This window comes from Trabulsiella odontotermitis, from assembly GCF_001188485.1.
In the GTDB taxonomy this organism is placed as follows: Bacteria; Pseudomonadota; Gammaproteobacteria; order Enterobacterales; family Enterobacteriaceae; genus Trabulsiella; species Trabulsiella odontotermitis_A.
Genome location: NZ_JNGH01000091.1, coordinates 1 through 21173, shown reverse-complemented (window position 1 = coordinate 21173; position 21173 = coordinate 1). Strand labels below are relative to the sequence as shown.

The window sequence follows — 21173 nt, the reverse complement described above, 5'->3', positions numbered from 1 at the left end:
GAAGCGACGGAAAACGGCTGGCAGTTGCAGTTTACAGAAGGTGAATCACAGGCTCACTCAGCGGTAGTGCTGGCGAATGGTCACAACATCCATCAGTTCAGCCAGACGGCACAGCTGCCGGTATACGCGGTGGGCGGTCAGGTGAGCCACATTCCCACCACCGCGTCACTCTCCCGGCTGCGCCAGGTGTTGTGCTATGACGGCTATCTGACGCCGCAGAACCCGAATAATCAGCATCATTGTATTGGCGCCAGCTATCATCGCGGTCGTGCGGAGATAAGCTTCAGCGAGGACGATCAGCAGCATAACCGCCAGCGTCTCATCGACTGTTTCCCGCAAGCCGACTGGGCAAAAGAGGTGGACGTCAGCGGTAACGACGCCCGCTGTGGTGTTCGCTGCGCTACCCGCGACCACCTGCCGATGGCCGGCAACGTCCCGGATTATGCTGCCACGTTGACGCAGTACGCCGATCTGGCGGAAAACCAACGTGCGGCAGCCAGCGCACCGGTCTGGCCGAATCTGTTCATGCTCGGAGCTCTGGGATCGCGCGGGCTGTGTTCCGCACCGCTGGCAGCCGAAATTCTGGCAGCGCAGATGAGCGACGAGCCCATTCCGCTCGATGGCGATACGCTGGCGGCCCTCAACCCGAACCGGCTGTGGGTGCGCAAACTGCTGAAAGGCAAAGCGGTGAAGTAAGTTAATTAATCGCCGGATACCCGCTTGCGGTACTGCAGGGGCGTCTGGCGGATCAACTTTTTAAAGCAGGTAATAAAGTAGGTCACTTCCGTGAATCCCACCTCTTCGGCAATCGCATCGATGCTCATACAGGTGGTGCGCAGCAAATCACAGCTGCGTTTGAGCCGCCGGGTCATCAGATACTCATGAATACTGCCGCCGGTCTGCTGGCGGAAAATGCGCGATGTATAGCTGCGTGAAAAACCGATATCCCGTGCCAGCGTATCCAGCGAAAATTTTTCGTTATAATGGTTTTCCACCCACTGCATGATGCGCGCCGACGCCGTTTGCTGTTGCGGTTTCATCATCACCGGCTGCGCGGGCAGCAGCGCCATAATCTGCATCATCAGAAACGCCACCTCTTCCGCCGGATACTGACGCGACGCGTTTACTGCCTCGAAGCGCGTGAGAATGGTTTCCATAAACGCGGCATACTCGCTGAGATCCCACGCCTGCGCCGGAGCGTGACTGGCGGTGGCGAGCGAAAACTGCGACTGAAAACGTGGGAAATGGAGTAGCGTGCTTTCTACCGCAGACTGGTCGATATGCATGGTGGTGCGGTAATACTGGTTACGTTCGCTGTCGTCGACGTGCACCTTGTGCAGCCGAAACGGCGGAAAGAGAAAAAGCCTGCCCGGGCGCGCGGTGTAGTGCTGATTATCCACCACCACAATGCCGTAGCCGCAGGTAATATAGAGAAGCTCGACGCATTGATGCCAATGATAATACCGGGCGCTTGAGCCCTGCATACGGTTAAAAGATATTGCCTGATGCTCAAGTGTGATCCTCTCCAGCTGCTGCGTTTCCGTCATTCTGCCACCATGACAATAAAATTAAGTTTTTAGGCTACGGTTTGTAATTTATTACCCCTCCTTAAAGAAAAATCCAGACAGATTGAAATAGCGGTTCAATTTTGTGAAGCCGCTCACTCAGCGATTCCCTTAAAAACGACTACGCTTTGTTCCGCAGCCACCCCGGGTGATAAGAAACATTGAATAACAACACGTTAAAACAATCTCGCGTCTGACGGGAGGACATCGTGCAACCTGAAAATATTACCCTGACAAATCTATTGCAGCAGCGAAGCGACCTTGCGAAATGGGTCAACGAAATACTTGATGCCGTTACGCCTTTTTTTAAAAAAGAGGCCAGCCGTGTCGATCTGGCGAACTTCACCACCCACTACGGACACGCTGTCGCCAATATGGAAGCTTTCTCACGTTTGCTGTGGGGGGTGACGCCGCTGCTGGCTGGCGGACAGGAACCTGCGCAGTTTTCGTTCTATCTCCAGGCGATCAAAAACGGCACCAACCCCGCGCATGCCGGCTACTGGGGTGATATCGGCGACGACGACCAGCGCGTAGTAGAAATGGCGGTTTACGGACTGCTGCTGGCGCTGGCACACCGCACCCTGCTGCCGCATTTTAGCGAACAGGAAAAAACGCGGCTCTGGCAATGGCTGAAGCAGAGCGAAACTGGGCGAGGGCTGGTACAGCGACGGTCCGGGCCGCCCACGCGACTACTACATTTCGATGGGCTTTCATTTCTACGGTTTGATCTACGCCACGCTGATGGCGGACGTGGATGCCGAACGCTGCACGATCCTGCGCCAGCGGGCCGCGGTATTCGTCAGTGATTTTATTCATTTTTTTGCCGACGACGGTGCCGCCATCCCGTTTGGCCGCAGCCTCACTTACCGTTTCGCGCAGGCGGCGTTCTGGAGCGCGGCGGCATGGGCGGAGCTGGATGTCTTTTCACCGGGCGTACTGAAAGGGATCGTCCTGCGCCACCTGCGCTGGTGGATGCAACAGCAGCCGTTTGATCGCGATGGTGTGCTTAGCGTTGGCTACAGCTATCCGAATCTGGTGATGGCGGAAGATTACAACGCCCCCGGCTCACCCTACTGGGGATTGAAAACCGCGCTGGTGCTGGCGCTCGGCGAAGAGAGCGCGTTCTGGCAGGCGGAAGAGCTTCCTCTGCCACCGCGCCGGTCACCGCACACTGTCCCGCACGCGGCGCAGATCCTCGTGCATCAGCGTAACCATCTGTGGATGCTGACTTCCGGCCAGCTCGAACTGAACAATTTTGTTAACACCGAGGCGAAATACTGCAAGTTCGCCTACTCCACCCGCTTTGGTTTTACCGTTGAGCGCGGGCGTTTTGGCTTGTCGCACGCATCGCCGGATTCGATGCTGCTGTTAAGCGAGCATGACAACTACTGGCGCGGGCGTCGCGAATGTCAGGACGTGATTATTGGTGATAACCAGATATACAGCCGCTGGCAGCCCTGGCATGACGTGACCATCGACAGCTGGTTAGTGGCCCTCGGCGACTGGCAAGTCCGTCTCCATCAGATTGAAACCGCCCGCGATCTCGACAGCGTGGAAGGTGGGTTCAGCCTGCGCAATCGCCCGCTGCCGGAACAGCACTGCGTCACAGGAGAAAGCCGGTTGACGAGCGGCGCAGATACCTCGGCCCTCTTTTGCCTCATGCCGCAGCCGCGTCAGGGCGAGATGGTACTGACGCCGCCTAACAGTAATCTGCTGTTTGCCGATCGCGCTGCGGTTCCGCTTTTACGCGGTGCGCTTGCGCCAGGAAAGCACCTGCTGATCAGCGCCGTGTGGGCAGGCGATCGTGCCAATTTTGACCCGGCGTCGCTACCGCGTGTCTCCATCAATGACCGAATTGTCAGGCTCTCCACGGCTGCAGGCGACATGGCGGTCACATTAACCGAACTGCCGTGATTGCTGAGGATAAAGGCATGAAAACGACCACCATACGCAGTGCACAGCTCAAAATGAGCACGTTTATCTTCCTCTTTTTCTTTACCTGGTCTTCCAGTTTCGGGCTGTACGCCCTGTGGCTGAGCCAGAAAGTGGGGCTCGACAGCATCACCATCGGCAGCGTCTTCGCCATCAACGGCGTTTTCGCGGTGATCCTCAAACCCATTTACGGCTACATCATGGACAAAATCGGCATGAGCAAATGGCTGCTCTATTTCGTCTGCGCGGTATCAGCGCTGATGGCACCGTTCTTTGTCTTCGTCTATCAGCCGCTGCTGCTGAGCCATACCACCCTCGGGATCGTGATCGGCGCGCTGTACCTGAGTCTCGGCTGGTATGCGGGTGTCGCGGCGTCAGAGTCGTATGCCGATCGCTTCAGCCGTTTGTACAACCTCGAGTTTGGCCGCATCCGCATGTGGGGCTCACTCGGCTGGGCGGTGGCGGCGTCGGTGTCCGGTGTGCTGTTTAACTTCACGCCGATGGCCAACTTTCTCCTCAGCAGCAGCACCTCAGTGTTGATGCTGCTGGTGCTGATTAGCCTGAAAATCGGCGATGCACAGTTGCACAGTAACAACGTGATTTCCGACAGCAAGATCGTGTTTAAAGACGTTATTCTACTGCTGCAAAACCGCAAATTCTGGATGTTCAGCCTCTACGTGGCGGGCGTGGCGTGGATGATGTTTATTGCGGAGCAGCAGTTTCCGCGTTACTTCGTGTCGTTTTTCGCGACTAAAGAACAGGGCAACGCCTGGTATGGCTATCTGAGCACCGTCCAGTCGGGCACGGAATTTATCATGATGATGTTTATTCCGTGGCTGGTAAATCAGTACGGTGCCAAAAAAGGGCTGTTGTTCTGCGGCATGGTGGTCGGCGCGCGGCTGATCGCCTCCGGACTGACCACCGATCCCATTGTCATTTCAATTATCAAACCGCTGTACGGCGTGGAAATCGCCCTGCTGCTGATCTCGGTCTTTAAATACATCGCCGAGCATTTCCATAAAAAAGTGAACGCCACCATGTACCTGCTGGGCTATCAGGCGATGATTTACGTTGGATCTATCGTCGTCGCGCCGCCAGCCGGGTATCTGTATGACCGCATCGGTTTTGAGCACACCTATCTGTTGATGGGCAGTTGCGCCCTGCTGTTTACCCTGATTTCCACCTTTACCCTGTCACGCTGCCATTCAGCACGTGACGCCGCCGCCCCGTTTACGCCTGTGCTGGACACCGTTCCCGCAGAGCCGTCGAAACATTAATTCAGGAGAGATTATGACCCGTTCTGTCGTTACCGAGCCGCTGCGCCCCGTTGAACTGCACACTGTCGATCGCCTCGCGCTCCAGGCGCGGCTGGACACCGCGCTGCAACGTGTGCTGCGCCAGCTTGATAAGAACATCATTGCTTTTGGCGACCGTTTCCCCGGCGAGGCCTGTGAAAACGGCATCTGGCCGCGCACGGCGAATGTCGAGTGGACCACCAGTTTCTGGCCCGGGCAGCTGTGGCTGGCCTGGGAACTGAGCGGTGAAGATAAATACCGCCAGGCGGCGGAGCGGTATCTGCCCTCGTTTGCGGAGCGCATCGAAAAACGCATTGATACCGCGACGCACGACCTCGGCTTTCTCTATTCGCTCTCCTGCGTCAGCGCCTGGCGACTGACCGGCAACGAGGCCGCCCGGCATTCTGCGCTGCAGGCCGCCGACGCGCTGATGGAGCGCTTCAACCCAGTCGCGAAAATCATCCAGGCGTGGGGCGATTTAACCGATCCTGAACAGCAGGGGCGGATGATCATCGACTGCAATATGAATCTCCCGCTGCTGTACTGGGCCAGCGAGCAGACCGGCGATGCGCGCTACGCCGATGCGGCTACCGCGCATGTCAATCAGGCGGCGAAATACATCGTGCGCCCGGATGCTTCCACCTGGCACACGTACTATATGGACGTCACCACCGGCGAGCCGCGCTTTGGCAATACCCATCAGGGCTACAGCGACACCTCCTGCTGGTCACGTGGTCAGGCGTGGGGCATTTACGGCTTCCTGCTGAGCTACCTGCACACCGGTGATAAACACATGGTCGAGCTTTCACGCAGCCTGGCGCACTACTTCCTCAACCGCCTGCCGGACGATGATGTCTGCCACTGGGATCTGGCGCTGCTCGGCACCGACGCGGTACGTGACAGCTCGGCTGCGGCGATTGCCGCCTGCGGCTTACTGGAGCTGGTTAACGCCCTGCCGGTGCTCGATAAACATCGCGCGCATTATGAGGAGATGGCGCTGCGTATCGTCGCCTCGCTGACCAATAACTATCTCAGCCGCGATGATGAGCCGTGCGAAGGGCTGCTTAAACATTCGGTGTATCACATGGCAAGCGGCAAAGGGGTGGATGAGTGCTGTAGCTGGGGAGATTATTTCTATCTTGAGGCGCTGACTCGCGTGCGCCAGGTCTGGTCACGCTACTGGTAAGAAGCAGTGATGCCCGCGCGTAAATACGCCGGGCATATTAATTACCCGTGGATTACTTAAACTTCGCCTGCTGAAACAACGTGTCCCACATGCCGAGCACCAGTGCCTGATCGCGCGGGGACAGTTCACCTGCATGAATGGCGTTCTCCAGGCTGTGGGTCACTTTCTGATAAACGNNCCCCGCCCCCCGCCAGTGTCAGGTGGCCACGCAGATAGCCACTGGCGAACAGTTCGTCATCGCTGGCATGCTCGACCATGTCATCAATCAGCGCCAGGATACGGGTTTCAAATTCTGCGATCATCTTCTTTCCTCAGTTTAAATCTTCCGGCCACGGGAAGTGTTCCGCCGTCATTTCCGGCGTCTGGTAATAATTCTGTAAAGCCCTGATGAAACGCGCCGGACGCGCCGGGATCCCCTCTGCGAGATACGTCATCACCTGAGCATGTACCCGCCGCTGAAACACGATGCGGTCAGGTTCAACGTCGCCTTCCAGGTTGTCGCAACTGACGTTAAACGGGAAACCCGCCGCCACGCAAAACAGCCAGTCAAACGCCTGCGGCTTCACCTCAACCTCTTCAAACTGGCTTTGGGTGGCGGCATCACGCCCGTCCGGGCAGTACCAGTAGCCAAAGTCCACCAGCTTGCGTCGCGCGTCACCCGCAATGCACCAGTGCGAAATCTCATGCAAGGCGCTGGCATAAAAGCCGTGCGCGAAGACGATCCGGTTGTACGGCACGTCGTCATCAGCTGGAAGATAGATCGGTTCGTCGTCGCCTTTAATCAGACGGGTATTAAAATCATCGGCAAAACAGCCGTCGAAAATGTCGATCAGCTGCTGATAATGGTGTTTCTGCTCCATTAGTTGATCCCCAGCCACTGGAGAATGTCGGCCCCGTGGCTGTCATAAAGTAGTTTGGCGCTCATGACGGCGGACACCACCACAATCATCGGGCGAATCAGCGACTGCCCTTTGCTCAGTACCAGCCGCGACCCCATGCGCGCGCCCATAAACTGCCCGGCCATCATTACGAAGCCAGTAGCCCACAGCACTTTGCCGCCCAGCACGAACAACAGCAGGCCGCCGACGTTGGATGTGGCATTCAGCACTTTAGCGTGCGCAGTCGATTTAGCGAGGTTAAACCCGGCCAGCGTCACAAACGCCAGCGCGTAAAAAGACCCCGCACCGGGGCCGAAAAAACCGTCGTAGAAACCGACGCAGCCGCCCGCCACCAGCGCAAACGGCAGACCGTACAGACGACGCTGGCGATCGTTCTCGCCGAGCTTCGGCATCAGCAGAAAATAGAGGCCAATGCTGATCACCAGCAGCGGCAGAATTTGCCGCAATATCTCTGATTGTACGTGCTGCACCAGCAGCGCGCCGGTGGTCGAACCGATAAAGGTCATCAGAATATTGAGCTTCTGGTCTGCGAGATTCACCACCTTGCGGCGAATAAAATNGGGCCCCCCCACAGGCCTGCAGCTTATTGGTTGCCAGCGCCTGCGCCGGGGTCATTCCGGCCGCCATCAGCGCCGGGACGGTCAACAGACCGCCACCGCCCGCGAGTGAATCAATAAACCCTGCTACCAGCGCAACAAAAAAAAGCGTCACCAGGACCAGCGGCGACACCATAAAAATATCAACGAAATTTTCCATTTAGAGTACGTGTTCATCCAGTAATGCCTGGCAGGAAGGCGGCAACGGAGGCGGCGTCTTCTTCACAGGTTTAGTTGATCCCGGTTTTGGTGGTTCAAACCAGCTTTGCAGTTCCGCGCCACAACCATCTCCGGGCGGTGGCGGCGGCTGATCTTCACATTCCAGGCTGTTTGCCGGGCAGCGCAGCCGCACGTGCATATGCGCGCGATGCTGGAACCACGGGCGAACCTTACGCAGCCAGTCGCGGTCGGTACCGGCATCAAGACACAACTGCTGTTTAATCGCCGCATTGACGAAAATACGCGTGACGTCGTTATCTTTTGCCGCGAGCTTGATCAGGCTGGTGATTTCCGGTTTCCACAGCGACGGCACAACATGTTTACCGTCAGCGGCGACCAGATCCAGCGCCTGCGGACGCATCAGCTGCGATGCTTTTCGGCAGTTGCAGGAACACGTCCACATCAAGGCCGCTCTGGTGGCTGGCATGGCCGCCGTTAAAGCGGCCGCCCGCAGGCATGCCCATATCGCCGATAAGCACCGTGCCGAGCCCCAGGTTATACACCTGATTGCTGAGGCGCTGAATAAAGAGGATCAGATCGGGATGACCGAAGTAACGCAACTGTTCAGTACGCATCACCTGATAGTTGTCCGACTGCAACGGCAGCGCCTCGGCGCCGACNGCCCCGGCGCCGACGATGCAGCCATTGGAGAACGCGCCAATCGACTGCGCGCTACCGGCAATCGGCTGGGTGATTTTCTGCCATGGCGTTGCGGCCAGGGCAGTGGTCGTTGCCAGCAGAGCCAGCAGCGCTACAACGATGTTTTTCATGGTTACCAGCGAGGAATCGAGGTCGTTACGTCCGCGTTTTGCGCACGTTGACGCATAAAGTGATCCATCAACACAATCGCCAGCATGGCCTCGGCGATTGGCACCGCACGGATCCCAACACAGGGATCGTGACGCCCTTTGGTGATCATTTCCACTTCATCACCCTGGCGATTTATCGTCCGCCCCGGCACGGTAATGCTGGAGGTGGGTTTCAGCGCAATATTCGCCACAATCTGCTGGCCGCTGCTGATACCGCCCAGAATACCGCCTGCATGGTTGCTCTGGAATCCGGCTTTGGTGATCTCGTCACGGTTTTCGCTACCGCGCAGGTTCACCACGCCAAAACCGTCACCGATTTCGACGCCTTTGACTGCGTTGATGCTCATCAGCGCATGGGCGATGTCGGCATCGAGGCGGTCGAACACCGGTTCACCGAGCCCGGCCGGTACGCCGTCAGCCACCACGGTGACTTTCGCGCCGATGGAGTCACCCTCTTTTTTCAGCCCGCGCATCAGTTCGTCGAGCGCGTCGATTTTATCCGGGTCCGGGCAGAAGAACGGGTTCTGCTCAACCTGCGACCAGTCTTTGATGTCGAGCGGAATATCGCCCATCTGCGTCAGGCAGCCGCGGATCACAATGCCACATTTCTCGGCGAGAAACTTTTTCGCAATCGCACCCGCCGCCACGCGCATGGCGGTTTCACGGGCCGATGAACGTCCGCCGCCACGATAGTCGCGCAGGCCATATTTCTGTTCGTAAGTGTAATCGGCATGTCCCGGACGGAACACATCTTTGATGGCGCCATAATCCTGCGAGCGCTGATCGGTATTTTCAATCAGCAGACCAATGCTGGTGCCGGTCGTGACGCCTTCAAACACGCCGGAAAGGATTTTTACCTGATCCGGTTCGCGACGCTGCGTGGTGTAGCGAGACGTGCCAGGGCGACGGCGGTCGAGATCGTGTTGCAGATCGGCTTCGGTCAGCGGAATGCCGGGCGGCACGCCGTCCACAATACAGCCGAGGGCCAGCCCGTGCGACTCACCGAAGGTGGTCACACGGAAGAGTTGTCCAATTGTGTTTCCTGCCATTACGGCTCCGAATTATCGTTATTAATCTTTATAGAGACTGAAGTGTTCGCGCGCAGCCACCAGCTGTGCTTTGGTCAGCATAAAGACGCCGTCACCGCCGTTTTCAAACTCAAGCCAGGTGAACGGGACGTCCGGGTACTGCTCTATCAGATGTACCATGCTGTTACCGACTTCACAAATCAGAATGCCGTCGTCAGTGAGATAATCCGGCGCGTTGCCGAGGATCCGGCGGGTCAGCTTAAGCCCGTCGGTGCCGGACGCCAGCCCCAGTTCCGGCTCATGGCGATATTCGCCCGGCAGGTCGGACATATCTTCGGCATCGACGTATGGCGGATTAGTGACGATAAGATCGTACGGCGTTTTCGGCAGATCGCGGAAGAGATCGGAGCGGATCGGCGTCACGTGGTGAATCAAACCGTGCTCGTCGATGTTGTGTTCCGCTACCTGCAACGCGTCGGTAGAAATATCCACGGCGTCCACTTCCGCTTCCGGGAAGGCATATGCNTGCCAGCCGCTGCCGGTGCACATGTCGAGAATGTGCTGCGGCTGGCGGTTAATCAGGCCGCTGAAGTGATGATTAATCAGCTCGCCAATCGGTGAACGCGGCACCAGCACGCGCTCATCGACATAAAATTCGTGACCGCAGAACCAGGCTTTATTGGTGAGATAGGCCACCGGAATGCGTTCGTTGACGCGGCGGATCACCCGCTCAACGATGCGGTGTTTTTCGCTGGAAGTCAGGCGCGCGGAGTGCATATCTTCCGGGATATCCAGCGGCAGGTAGAGTGACGGCAGCACCAGTTGCACCGCCTCATCCCACGGGTTATCGGTGCCGTGACCGTACCAGATATTGGCGGCGCTGAAGCGGCTGACGGACCAGCGCAGCATGTCCTGAATGGTTTGCAGCTCATTCACTGCTTCATCAACAAATATTTTATCCACGCTTTCCTCCAGGGCACGCATCGCGTTATTTTCGGCGGCTAGTTTGCCACGAAGACGCCGAGAAATCAGCACTCTTGCTTATCGCAAACCAGGAAAAAACACGTTTTTCCTGCCCGCCGCGGGACGAGTCGGGTAAACTACCTGAAATAAAAGATGAGAGTCGCTAATGAAAAAGAAACCCTCGCTGAGCGTGGAGGACAAGACGCTGTTCCGGCAACTGATGATCGGAACCCGTCGGATCAAACAGGACACCATCGTTCATCGCCCGCAGCGTAAGAAAATCAGCGAAGTGCCCGTAAAACGTTTACTCCAGGAGCAGGCTGATGCCAGCCACTATTTTTCTGATGAATTTCAGCCGCTGCTGAACACCGAAGGCGCGGTGAAGTATGTGCGTGACGACGTCAGCCATTTTGAGCTGAAAAAACTGCGCCGCGGGGATTACTCTCCCGAGCTGTTTCTTGATTTGCACGGATTAACGCAGATGCAGGCCAAGCAGGAACTGGGCGCGCTGATCGCCGCCTGCCGTCGGGAACACGTCTTTTGCGCCTGCGTGATGCACGGCCACGGGAAACATGTTCTTAAACAACAAACGCCGCTGTGGCTGGCGCAGCATCCGCATGTGATGGCCTTTCATCAGGCGCCAAAAGAGTACGGTGGCGATGCCGCACTGCTGGTGCTGATTGAAGTGGAAGAGTGGCAGCCGCCGGAATTACCTTAAAACAAAAAGCGGGAAGCCTGATGCTTACCCGCTTTATTTCGCTTTTCGGAAATCGTGTTTAGATCGCTTTCGCCATCCGCAAATTACAAGGGCTCATCTGCCAGTTAAAGACGCCGCGCCCGTCGGCATCAAGGGTGACATTAGCAATGGCTGACGTCGTGAACATCGGCGGCGTTTCACCCGGGCACAGTTCGGCCACCAGGTAACCCACTAATGGTAAGTGGGAAACGACCAGCGCTGACGCTACACCTTCGTTAGCCAGCGTTTGTAAGTAAGCGCTGACCAGCCCAACATCGCCGCAGGGCGTCAGTTCAGGCAGAACATCCACCTCTTTGGGGAGATTCAGGCTCTCCCTGACAATATCCAGCGTTTGTTCAGCACGCAGAAACGGACTGACCAGTACACGCTCTACATCCACTTTTTGGCCTTTCAGCCAGGTCGCCATCAGACGGGATTCATCACAACCGCATACCGTAAGTGGGCGAACCGAGTCACTGGCTGCTTCGAGAGCAGCGTCGCCGTGACGCATAATGAAAACTTGCATATTGCACCGCTTTTGTTAAACAGAAGCACCAGGCATAACCCGATACATGACACCGTCATGCAGGCGGGTAACCCGGTGGCCGGGCATTGTGCCTTATCCATCCAGCGAATGAAACGTTGTGTTTTACCTTAATGGCGTAAGTATAGTCAATCTCTGTTTACATTTTCGCCAGGGCTTTACGCTACACACGACGGATTACTCTTTTTTAGACCTCAACTTAGCGCGTCAGTTTCCTTTACGGGCCAAAAGGTCTGCCCCTGCTCTGCCATGCGTAACAACGGTTCGCAGGGTGTAAACCGTGGGCCGTATTGCGCCGCCAGCCGTTGCAGAATCGCAACCACTTCACCCGCGCCCAGTGAATCCATATAACGGAACGGGCCACCCAAAAAGGGCGGAAAACCAATACCAAACACCGCGCCGATGTCGCCATCGCGTGCGCTTCGCACCACGCCTTCATCGAAGCAGCGAGCGGCTTCATTCAGCATCATCATCACGCAACGTTCCGCCACCTGCTGCGGTGACACTGTGCTTTGCTGAGCCGATACGCCGACTAACGAATAGATAGACGGATCGGGCTGTTTTTTGCTTTTACGCCCTTTTGCAGCGTAAAGATAGAAACCCCGGCTATTTTTTCTGCCTTTGCGATCGTCATTCAAAATTGCACTTATGATGTTTGCAGGCGGGCTAAAACGTTCTCCATAAGCCGCCTCCAGAACCGGGATAATTTTAGTCCCTGTGTCGATGCCCACCTCATCCAAAAGTTGGATTGGGCCGACCGGGAAACCATACTTCACCAGCGCATTATCTATCACTTCAATGCGTTGCCCTTCGGTCAGCAGACGCATCGCTTCGTTAATATAGGGCGCCAGGATGCGGTTAACGTAAAAACCAGCCTTGTCGGCGACGACGATCGGCGTCTTACCCTGCTTTTTCGCCAGTTTCACGGTGGTGGCAATGGTCTGCGCCGAGGTTCCGGCATGCGGGATCACTTCCACCAGCGGCATTTTTTCTACCGGGCTGAAGAAATGCAGGCCAATCACCTGTGCCGGTCGCTGCGCCATTGCGGCGATATCGCTAATCGGCAGCGACGAGGTGTTCGAGGCAAACACCGTGTGCGGTGCGCAGTTCTGCTCGACTTCCGTCACCATCTGCTGTTTGAGCGCCAGATCTTCAAATACCGCCTCAATCACCACATCCCGCTGCGAGAAGCCGCGATAATCCGTAGTGCCGCTGATCAGCGCCAGTTGCCTGTCGCGCTCACTGGCTTTGATATGGCGGCGGCGCACTTTTTTATCAAGCAGATCCCAGCTGTACTTCAGGGCGTGATTGATTCCCTTAGCATTTATATCCTTGATGCGAACAGGCAACTTTCCTTTACAGGCAGTGACGAACGCGATGCCGCCACCCATCAGACCGCCACCGAGCACGCCCACCGAGCGCAATGGCCCCGCCTCCGCGCTGGCACCGGGATCTTTTTTCAGTTCGGTGCTGGCAAAGAAAATACTGCGCAGCGCCCGGGATTGCGAGGTCATCGCCAGCTCGCCAAACGCGCGCGCTTCCGCTTCATAACCACTGCGGCTGCCCTGCGCTAACCCGGTTTCGATCACCTGTAAAATGCGCATCGCCGCCGGGTAGTTGCCCTNNTCGGTCTTCTTACTCACCATGCGGAACAGCACCGCACGGCCCAGCGGCCCGGCCAGTACGCGTTCGCGCACCGGCAAGCGGCGATGCTCAGGCTTGCCTTTTTTCACCTGCTCAACGGCGGCGTCGAGCAGAATCGAGCGAGGGACGATATCATCCACCAGCCCGGCTTTTAGCGCCTGACGCGGACGCAGCTGTTTCCACCGGGAACGGCAGCGCGTGGATTTCCGCCATCACCTGCTGCCCCTGCTCCGACAGCCGTTCGGCCTCTTTCGCCGTGTTGCAGTTGCCGATCATGTTGATATCGGCTCCGGCAATAAAGTTGTCTTCTTTTGCAGAGATAAACACCACGCCGAGCAGATCTTTGTTGTCGCGCAGCTGGCGCAGTATATCGCGCACCTGACCGCCAAATTCCGCCTTCAGGGTATTCATTTTTTCGCCGGGTACGTCGATGGTGATCACCGCCACGTTGTCCGGGCGTATTTCAAGCGTAAATGCAGACGTCGTCATTATTCAGCCTCCAGAACCATTGCTGAACCCAGACCACCTGCCGCACACGNCAGTCCGCCGCCGCGGCGACGCAGCTCATGCAACGTTTGCGTGATCATGCGCGCACCTGTCGCCGCGAACGGGTGACCATAGGCGATGGATCCGCCCAGTACGTTGAATTTACTGTCGTCGACGTCGCCGGTGGCCTGTGAACGCCCCAGCACGTCGCGGGCAAAGCGATCGCTGCCGAGCAGTTGCAGGTTCGCCAGCGTCTGGGCAGCGAACGCTTCATGCATATCAAATAAAGTGAGATCGTTTAAGGTGATCCCGGCGCGCTCCAGCGCCAGTGGCGTCGCCCACGCAGGGCCGAGCAGCATGTCCTGTTGAACATCGATTGCGGTGAAGGCATAGCTACGCAGATAGCCCAGCGGCACCAGCCCCAGCTCTTTCGCGCGGGACTCGGTCATCAGGATCACCGCTGCCGNNCAGCGGCGTGCTGTTGGCCGCCGTTACCGTGCCGTGTTTGCGGTCAAATGCCGGGCGCAATTTTGCGTAATCCGCGAGTGAAGAGTTGTTGCGGACGTTGTTGTCCCGTTCGATCGGATCCCGAAACGGCGGCGCGTAGGCCGTCATCACTTCTTCAGAGAGTTTCCCGTCAGCCCAGGCCTGCGCCGCAAACTGGTGCGAGCGGTGTGCCAGCGCGTCCTGCTGCTCGCGGGTAATGCCATAGGTTTTCGCCATCTGTTCGGCGGTATCGCCCATGCGCAACCCTGTCGAATATTCAGCCACCGCGGGCGGTACTGGCAGCAAATCGCGCAGGCGCAGACGTGAGAAAAGCTTCAGCCGCTGGCCTGTTGTGCGGGCTTTATTGGCATCGACCAGCGTTCGCGCCAGCGTTTTGCTGACGCCAATCGGTAAGACGGAAGAGGAGTCGGCGCCACCGGCGATCCCGGCACGAATGGTGCCCGCCATCAGGCTTTCGGTAACGTTCGCCACCGCCTGAAAACTGGTCGCACACGCGCGGCTGACGCTGTAGGCATCGGTGTGCACGCTCATGCCGGTTCCCAGCACAATTTCACGGGCAATGTTGGGCGCTTCCGGCATCTGAACCACCTGGCCGAACACCAGCTGTTCAATGACGTCCGGTGGAATTTCGCTGCGAGCCAGCATCTCCCCCACTACCATTTTTCCCAGATCGACCGCCGGGACACCGTGAAAGACGGTGGCCTGACGCGCAAAGGGGGTACGCAACCCACTGACAATGGCAATGCGATCGCCCTGACGGGTGACAAGCGGTAATGCCTGACTCATAACACTCCCCTGTTAACCTATAAGACGCTAGTGGTCTGACCTGATAACATCATTAACTAATTTTTTACATTTAGCCAATCGGAGAAGAGAAAAAGTGGGAGCTAAAACACATTGAGGAAAAGTGAGAGGATAAAAGAAAAACGCCCCTGCAAAGCAGAGGCGTTTTCGACAGGATTAACGCAGGCCAAGCTGGAAAATCAGGGTTTCAGCTTCGCAGCAGAAAACAAAGTCGATATCCAGTTGCACGCCGCCGTTCACGTCCGTGAAGGTTGACGTAATTTTGCATGGCTCAGATTCCACGCCGCGCGCTTTAGCGCTCAGTTGCGCCAGCGTCTCTTCTGCCTCCGCGCGATTGGCGAAAACACGGCTGTACGATGCGGTGCAATCGGTGTTGTCCATAATGGTGCCAACATCCATACAGCAGCAAACAGGGGTTTCATCAGCACTGCATTTACTCATTGTAGATTTCCTCTGCATTTGCACCCGGGGTGCCAGATAAATAATGTGGATATTTTACGCCCCGAAAAGGGTGCTCTCCAGTCGATAATGTGCTGAATGCGCGTTTGTGAGCGAAATCACAATTAAAAATGATCTGAAACAAAAAGCGCCCTCATTTGTGTAACAAGAGGGGCCGATTTTTGCCACCGGGATCGCGTTTCTGAGATCACAATTGAAAAATCTTATAAACAAAGTTGCAACATTCCATCTGGTCAGACCTATACTCTGCGCACTGGTCTGATTTCTCTGAATCACTCCAGACCCTACACTTCGCGCTTCTGTTACGGCATGTAACAAATATTGAATAAAAAAAACTCAATGAGGTTATGGTCATGAGCCAGAAAACCCGGTTTACCAAGTCTGCTCTCGCAGTCGCAGTGGCACTAGTTTCAACACACGCCTGGTCTGCAGGTTTCCAGCTAAACGAGTTCTCGACATCTGGCCTTGGCCGCGCCTATTCAGGCGAAGGCGCCATTGCGGATGACGCGGGTAACGTCAGCCGCAACCCGGCACTGATTACGCTTTTTGACCGTCCGGCATTTTCTGCAGGGGCGGTGTATATCGATCCGGATGTCAATATTACCGGTAGCTCTCCGTTCACCGGCCGCAGCACTAACGCCGACAATATCGCGCCTGTGGCCTGGGTTCCAAACGTTCACTTCGTCATGCCGATTAACGAGCAGTTTGGTGTCGGTGCCTCTGTGACCTCCAACTTTGGTCTGGCAACAGAGTTCAACAATGATTTCCTGGCCGGCGAATACGGCGGTAAAACCGATCTGACCACCGTTAACCTGAACCTGAGCGGTGCGTATCGTCTGAACGACAACTGGAGCTTCGGCCTCGGTTTCAACGCGGTTTATGCGGATGCGAAAATCGAGCGTTACGCGGGCGAGCAGACGGCAGGTGCCGGTCTGGCGGCTCCGGGCTCTCAGATTGCCCGCCTGAAAGGCGACGAGTGGGGCTTTGGCTGGAACGCCGGCATTCTGTATGAGCTGGATAAAAACAACCGCTACGGTTTGACCTACCGCTCTGAAGTGAAAATCGACTTCGACGGCGACTATAAAAGCAACATTAACTCGCTGGCAAACGGTCTGCCGGGTGCCGGCACCGCGTTCCCGTGGGGCACCTCGGGCTCTACTATTCCGGGTTCTCTGAGCCTGCATCTGCCTGAAATGTGGGAAGTCTCCGGTTACAACCGCGTGGCGCCGCAGTGGGCGGTTCACTATAGCGTAGCGTACACCAGCTGGAGCCAGTTCCAGGAGCTGAAAGCGACCGGGACTCAGGGCCAGACGCTGTTCTATAAAGATGAAGGCTTCAAAGACTCTTACCGTATCGCGCTGGGTACCACCTATTACTATGACGATAACTGGACGTTCCGTACCGGTATCGCGTTCGATGACAGCCCGGTTCCTGCGAACAACCGTTCCATCTCCATTCCGGATCAGGACCGTCTGTGGCTGAGCGCCGGGGCAACTTACGCGTTCAACGAAGATGCGTCTGTTGACGTAGGTGCGTCCTACATGCATGGCCAGCACGTGACCATCGAAGAAGGCCCGTACACCTTCCGCTCAGAAGGTAAAGCCTGGCTGTTCGGTACCAACTTCAACTACCGCTTCTGATAAGACGCCAGTAATAAAAAAGGGTGAGCCATGTGCTCACCCTTTTTCTTTGCGGATATCCGTTATTCGGCATCGATATCTTTCAGTTCGTCCTGAATCGCCTGTGCGTTCGGGTTCTCTTCCGGCTTCAGCTGACCGCCATTGGCGATAAAGTCATGACGCTGGAAGTAGGCTTCACGCACCGTGATGTAAGGATCGGAAGACTGACGCAGCAGGCCGTCGGAATCCAACAGTTGCGCGCGCGTTTCGATCCCTTCCACCGCCCATTTGCCGATAGACATCGGCCAGGTCAGCCACGACAGCACCGGATACAGGCTATCTGCCATATCGCCGCCCTCGTCACGGAAGGTGAAGCTGCCATAGAACGGAAGCTGCATATACGGACCATAGCCCACGCCATAGTGGCCCAGGGTGCTACCGAAACGGTGCGGTTCAACGCGCTGGAGTTTTTCGTTAGCCATACCCGCGACGTCCATCAGCCCCCCCATCCCCAGCAGGGTGTTCAGGAAGAAGCGCGTAAAGTGCACCATCCCCTGATACGGATCGCCCTTTAAGAAGTAGTTGACCATGATGGCCGGTTCTTCAAGGTTGCTGGTGAAGTTGCTCATGCCGTTACGCGCCGGCTGCGGGATGTAATCTCGCCACACCACCGCCACAGGGCGCACCACATACGGGTCCAGTACGTTAAAGTTGAAGCTGTACATGGTGCGGTTGAACCCTTCCAACGGATCTGAACGACCCTGCTGTTGCTCACCGGAACTGGCGCAACCCACCAGTAATGTCGCACCCAGCGCCAGCGCTGACAGGCGAAATTTCATAGAGGTCTCCCTGATTAGTATGGCTCTTGCTGATTGCCGTCCATGACGGAACCGATTGAAATTCCGTCTTTTGTTAGCCGCAAATTGTAACAGCGCACGGTGTGAAGTCTATATCCGAAACAGACAGACATCAGCGTTCAGCATAGCGTGGAGCACGTAGTAACAACACTGCAGTGATTTTATACATATTTTGACATAACCGTATCGCTATTCTTGCCATCCTGGCAAATTAAGAATAACGCCTTCCCGCCCCGCTCGAAAAAACCACTACGCTTACAACTGGCCCATCTTGCGGAGTATTGCCGATATGGCTCAGTCAGACGACGAAAAACTCGACAAAAAGACCGACAATCTGGAAGTAGAAAGCGACGAAAAATTACTGGGAAAAGAGATAGAACTTGATGAGGAACAACTGCCGTCGCGGGCGATGGCGATTCATGAGCACATTCGCCAGGATGGCGAAAAAGAGCTGGAGCGCGACGCGATGGCGCTGCTGTGGTCAGCCATCGCCGCCGGGCTATCAATGGGCGCGTCGCTGCTGGCGAAGGGGATTTTTCATGTCAACCTGGCGGATTTGCCTGGTGGCATTCTGCTGGAAAACCTCGGCTATACCTTCGGCTTTATTATTGTCATTATGGCCAGACAGCAGTTGTTTACCGAAAACACGGTGACGGCAGTGCTGCCGGTGATGCACAACCCGACGCCGGGCAACATCGGCCTGTTGATGCGCCTGTGGAGCGTGGTATTACTCGGCAATATCATCGGCACGGCTATCGCCGCGTGGGCATTCGAGTATATGCCTATCTTTAATGAAGAGACCCGCGATGCGTTTGTGAGCATTGGCATGAAGGTGATGGAAAATACCCCCGGCGAGATGTTCGCCAATGCGATTATTTCCGGCTGGATCATCGCCACCATGGTCTGGATGTTTCCCGCCGCCGGGGCGGCTAAAATTGTGGTGATCATCTTAATGACCTGGCTTATCGCGCTGGCGGACACCACGCACATCGTCGTCGGCGCGGTCGAGATTTTTTATTTGATCTTTAACGGCACGATTCCCTGGCATGATTTTCTCTGGCCGTTCGCCCTGCCGACGCTGGCGGGCAATATCTGCGGCGGCACCTTTATCTTCGCCCTGCTGAGTCACGCCCAGATCCGTAACGATATGAGTACAAAACAAAAAGAGAAAGCGCGCCGGCAAAAGCAGGCAGCAGGAGAAGAAAAGTAAGGCGGTGGCGAGAGTTTGAGCATTCAACCGCGCAGCACTTAACGCCCCGGTTGAAAAACGCTATACTCGTGCCGCCTCGTCCCCTTAGTTAAATGGATATAACGAGCCCCTCCTAAGGGCTAATTGCAGGTTCGATTCCTGCAGGGGACACCATATCCATTTCTCCCGAAGTCTACCAAAATCAACAAAACCCATTTATAATCAGCTATAAACCTCCAATATTGGCAATATCATGTCAACCGGCATCTTCCCACTTCAACGTAAATCAATACGTATAGGGGGGCCTTATAGGGGGCTCATTCTGTTCAATTAAAATCGAGGCCCCCAAATGCCCCTTACTGCACGCCAGGTAGATACTGCCAAACCAAGAGAAAAAACCTACAAGCTTGCGGATGGCGGCGGGTTGTACCTCCAGATCAACCCTAATGGTTCAAAGTACTGGCGAATGAAATACAGATTTGCCGGTAAAGAGAAGAAATTATCATTTGGCATTTACCCAAATGTTGCACTAGCAGATGCACGGAAGAGACGCGATAATGCCAAGAAGATTCTAGCTAACGATCAAGATCCAGGGGAAGTGAAAAAAGCAGAACAACTAGCCAAAAAACAATTAACTACAAACACTTTTGAGGCAATTGCTACTGAATGGTATAACGCAAAAGTATCAGGTTGGTCTCAAAATTATGCTGATTACGTTAATCGTGGTTTCAGAAACAATGTATTCCCTTATATAGGCTCCAGTCCTGTTAATAAAATCAAGCCATTAGAGCTGTTAACCGTCCTTCAGTGCATAGATAAACGTGGGGCTCCAGAGTTAGCCAGTAAAGTTCGCCAACGCTGCAGTGAAGTTTTTCGATATGCAATAGTCACGGGACGTGCTGAATACAATCCAGCTGCAGATCTTGCCTGCGCATTACAAGGGTATGAGAAACATCATTATCCCTTTTTAGATGCATCTGAACTACCTGAATTTTTACAGAAGTTATCAAGCTATTCAGGCAGTTTGATAACGCTGCTCGCTACTCGTTTGCTTATGTTAACTGGTCTGAGAACCATTGAGTTACGTATGGCGGAATGGTGTGAAATCGACTTCGACAACCGACTATGGGAAATACCCAGGAATAGGATGAAGATGAGGCGAACGCACCTCGTCCCACTATCTGGTCAATCCCTAGTAGCTCTTCAGCAATTAAAACAATTTACTGGAAGCTATAAGTTTATTTTTGCAGGGCGGAATGATGTTAATAAACCGATGAGTGAAGCCAGTGTTAACATGGTTTTGAAAAGAATAGGATATGATAAGCGTGCTACCGGGCATGGTTTTCGCCACACAATGAGCACCATTCTACACGAGCAAGGGTTTAACTCTGCATGGATTGAAACTCAGCTCGCACATGTAGATAAAAACTCAATTCGTGGTACATATAACCATGCACTGTATCTGGACGGAAGGCGGGAGATGATGCAGTGGTATGCAGATTATATTGACCAGCTTAGCAGTTCATCAACAGGCGATAATTAGTGGTTACTCCACGGTCCTCTCGGGACCGTGGAGTAACCCTTTTCTTTTTTGTTTGTCCAATGGTGTGTTGCTCGTTGATTGTGTAAGTATCTCGCATAATTGTGCCATTCACATTTAGAGATCATCCAGCATAATCAATCTGCCAACAAAGGAGATCGCTATGCGTAAAGCCCGTTTTACTGAGCACCAGATCATCGCCATGATTAAGTCTCGAAGTAGGATGAACTGTTAAGGATGTCCGCCGGGAGGACGGTATTCCTGATGCGACTTACTACATCTATGCACTACCTCCG

Annotated in this window: 14 protein-coding genes, 1 tRNA gene and 6 pseudogenes; 9 read left to right on the top strand and 12 right to left on the bottom strand. The window is 55.4% G+C overall.

Going from position 1 to position 21173, the window contains the following annotated elements; translation table 11 throughout:
- Positions 1–696: FAD-dependent 5-carboxymethylaminomethyl-2-thiouridine(34) oxidoreductase MnmC1 (gene mnmC1, locus GM30_RS13110; protein WP_155483976.1), on the top strand; the 696-nt coding region annotated here is incomplete at its 5' end.
- Positions 697–701: 5 nt separating this feature from the next.
- On the opposite strand, the gene GM30_RS13105 is transcribed toward mnmC1, so the two are convergent.
- Complete coding sequence (locus GM30_RS13105; protein WP_049848974.1) at positions 702–1547, bottom strand: AraC family transcriptional regulator; 846 nt, start codon at positions 1545–1547, stop codon at positions 702–704.
- A 227-nt stretch (positions 1548–1774) separates the two neighbouring features.
- Between GM30_RS13105 and GM30_RS13100 the strand changes: the two are divergent.
- The 3 genes and pseudogenes from GM30_RS13100 to GM30_RS13090 all read left to right on the top strand — a co-directional run bounded on the left by GM30_RS13100 (position 1775) and on the right by GM30_RS13090 (position 5978).
- A pseudogene (locus tag GM30_RS13100) lies at positions 1775–3479 on the top strand (DUF2264 domain-containing protein).
- A 17-nt stretch (positions 3480–3496) separates the two neighbouring features.
- Positions 3497–4774, top strand: coding sequence for an oligosaccharide MFS transporter (locus GM30_RS13095; RefSeq protein ID WP_049848976.1), 1278 nt, complete (start codon positions 3497–3499; stop codon positions 4772–4774).
- Between the two features lie 13 nt (positions 4775–4787).
- A complete protein-coding gene (locus GM30_RS13090; RefSeq protein WP_049848973.1) occupies positions 4788–5978 on the top strand; it encodes a glycoside hydrolase family 88 protein in 1191 nt (396 codons plus the stop codon).
- Positions 5979–6030: 52 nt separating this feature from the next.
- On the opposite strand, the pseudogene GM30_RS13085 reads toward GM30_RS13090, so the two are convergent.
- From GM30_RS13085 to prmB, 6 genes and pseudogenes are all read right to left on the bottom strand, one after another.
- Positions 6031–6280, bottom strand: a pseudogene (locus tag GM30_RS13085) (YfcL family protein).
- Between the two features lie 9 nt (positions 6281–6289).
- Positions 6290–6838, bottom strand: coding sequence for an elongation factor P hydroxylase (locus GM30_RS13080; RefSeq protein WP_049848972.1), 549 nt, complete (start codon positions 6836–6838; stop codon positions 6290–6292).
- Positions 6838–7633 (bottom strand): annotated as a pseudogene (locus GM30_RS13075) (sulfite exporter TauE/SafE family protein). Before GM30_RS13075 ends, GM30_RS13080 begins: the two are co-directional and overlap by 1 nt.
- A pseudogene (mepA, locus tag GM30_RS13070) lies at positions 7634–8462 on the bottom strand (penicillin-insensitive murein endopeptidase).
- A 2-nt stretch (positions 8463–8464) separates the two neighbouring features.
- Positions 8465–9550, bottom strand: coding sequence for a chorismate synthase (gene aroC / locus GM30_RS13065; protein WP_049848971.1), 1086 nt, complete (start codon positions 9548–9550; stop codon positions 8465–8467).
- 21 nt (positions 9551–9571) lie between these two features.
- Complete coding sequence (gene prmB / locus GM30_RS13060; protein ID WP_049848975.1) at positions 9572–10492, bottom strand: 50S ribosomal protein L3 N(5)-glutamine methyltransferase; 921 nt, start codon at positions 10490–10492, stop codon at positions 9572–9574.
- A gap of 166 nt (positions 10493–10658) precedes the next feature.
- Between prmB and smrB the strand changes: the two genes are divergently transcribed.
- Entirely contained in the window at positions 10659–11210 is a 552-nt protein-coding gene (gene smrB / locus GM30_RS13055) for an endonuclease SmrB (RefSeq protein ID WP_049848970.1), read from the top strand.
- Between the two features lie 58 nt (positions 11211–11268).
- Here smrB and sixA read toward each other — a convergent pair whose 3' ends face one another.
- The 4 genes and pseudogenes from sixA to GM30_RS13035 all read right to left on the bottom strand — a co-directional run bounded on the left by sixA (position 11269) and on the right by GM30_RS13035 (position 15654).
- Positions 11269–11754, bottom strand: a complete 486-nt coding sequence (gene sixA, locus GM30_RS13050; protein WP_049848969.1) for a phosphohistidine phosphatase SixA — start codon at positions 11752–11754, stop codon at positions 11269–11271.
- A gap of 212 nt (positions 11755–11966) precedes the next feature.
- Positions 11967–13908 (bottom strand): annotated as a pseudogene (fadJ, locus tag GM30_RS13045) (fatty acid oxidation complex subunit alpha FadJ).
- A pseudogene (gene fadI / locus GM30_RS25585) lies at positions 13905–15195 on the bottom strand (acetyl-CoA C-acyltransferase FadI). Before fadI ends, fadJ begins: the two co-directional pseudogenes overlap by 4 nt.
- 174 nt (positions 15196–15369) lie before the next feature.
- Complete coding sequence (locus GM30_RS13035; RefSeq protein ID WP_049848968.1) at positions 15370–15654, bottom strand: YfcZ/YiiS family protein; 285 nt, start codon at positions 15652–15654, stop codon at positions 15370–15372.
- Between the two features lie 371 nt (positions 15655–16025).
- Here GM30_RS13035 and fadL point away from each other — a divergent pair, with 371 nt between their 5' ends.
- Positions 16026–17312 carry a long-chain fatty acid transporter FadL gene (fadL, locus tag GM30_RS13030; protein WP_049848967.1) on the top strand — a complete coding sequence of 429 codons (1287 nt, stop codon included), beginning with the start codon at positions 16026–16028 and terminating at the stop codon, positions 17310–17312.
- A 62-nt stretch (positions 17313–17374) separates the two neighbouring features.
- On the opposite strand, the gene mlaA is transcribed toward fadL, so the two are convergent.
- Positions 17375–18130 carry a phospholipid-binding lipoprotein MlaA gene (gene mlaA / locus GM30_RS13025; RefSeq protein ID WP_049848966.1) on the bottom strand — a complete coding sequence of 252 codons (756 nt, stop codon included), beginning with the start codon at positions 18128–18130 and terminating at the stop codon, positions 17375–17377.
- A 307-nt stretch (positions 18131–18437) separates the two neighbouring features.
- Here mlaA and GM30_RS13020 point away from each other — a divergent pair, with 307 nt between their 5' ends.
- The 3 genes from GM30_RS13020 to GM30_RS13010 all read left to right on the top strand — a co-directional run bounded on the left by GM30_RS13020 (position 18438) and on the right by GM30_RS13010 (position 20880).
- Positions 18438–19358: a formate/nitrite transporter family protein gene (locus tag GM30_RS13020; RefSeq protein WP_049848965.1), complete on the top strand. Its 921-nt coding sequence runs from the start codon at positions 18438–18440 to the stop codon at positions 19356–19358.
- A gap of 78 nt (positions 19359–19436) precedes the next feature.
- Positions 19437–19511 (top strand) — tRNA-Arg (locus tag GM30_RS13015).
- 175 nt (positions 19512–19686) lie between these two features.
- Positions 19687–20880, top strand: a complete 1194-nt coding sequence (locus GM30_RS13010) for a tyrosine-type recombinase/integrase (RefSeq protein WP_049848964.1) — start codon at positions 19687–19689, stop codon at positions 20878–20880.
- The last annotated feature ends 293 nt before the right edge of the window (positions 20881–21173 follow it).

Bases quoted from the DNA above. Each gene is read 5' to 3' on its own strand.
- GM30_RS13105 (WP_049848974.1), bottom strand. From the start codon at position 1,547: ATGACGGAAACGCAGCAGCTGGAGAGGATCACACTTGAGCATCAGGCA.
- GM30_RS13095 (WP_049848976.1), top strand. From the start codon at position 3,497: ATGAAAACGACCACCATACGCAGTGCACAGCTCAAAATGAGCACGTTT.
- GM30_RS13090 (WP_049848973.1), top strand. From the start codon at position 4,788: ATGACCCGTTCTGTCGTTACCGAGCCGCTGCGCCCCGTTGAACTGCAC.
- GM30_RS13080 (WP_049848972.1), bottom strand. From the start codon at position 6,838: ATGGAGCAGAAACACCATTATCAGCAGCTGATCGACATTTTCGACGGC.
- aroC (WP_049848971.1), bottom strand. From the start codon at position 9,550: ATGGCAGGAAACACAATTGGACAACTCTTCCGTGTGACCACCTTCGGT.
- smrB (WP_049848970.1), top strand. From the start codon at position 10,659: ATGAAAAAGAAACCCTCGCTGAGCGTGGAGGACAAGACGCTGTTCCGG.
- sixA (WP_049848969.1), bottom strand. From the start codon at position 11,754: ATGCAAGTTTTCATTATGCGTCACGGCGACGCTGCTCTCGAAGCAGCC.
- GM30_RS13035 (WP_049848968.1), bottom strand. From the start codon at position 15,654: ATGAGTAAATGCAGTGCTGATGAAACCCCTGTTTGCTGCTGTATGGAT.
- fadL (WP_049848967.1), top strand. From the start codon at position 16,026: ATGAGCCAGAAAACCCGGTTTACCAAGTCTGCTCTCGCAGTCGCAGTG.
- mlaA (WP_049848966.1), bottom strand. From the start codon at position 18,130: ATGAAATTTCGCCTGTCAGCGCTGGCGCTGGGTGCGACATTACTGGTG.
- GM30_RS13020 (WP_049848965.1), top strand. From the start codon at position 18,438: ATGGCTCAGTCAGACGACGAAAAACTCGACAAAAAGACCGACAATCTG.
- GM30_RS13010 (WP_049848964.1), top strand. From the start codon at position 19,687: ATGCCCCTTACTGCACGCCAGGTAGATACTGCCAAACCAAGAGAAAAA.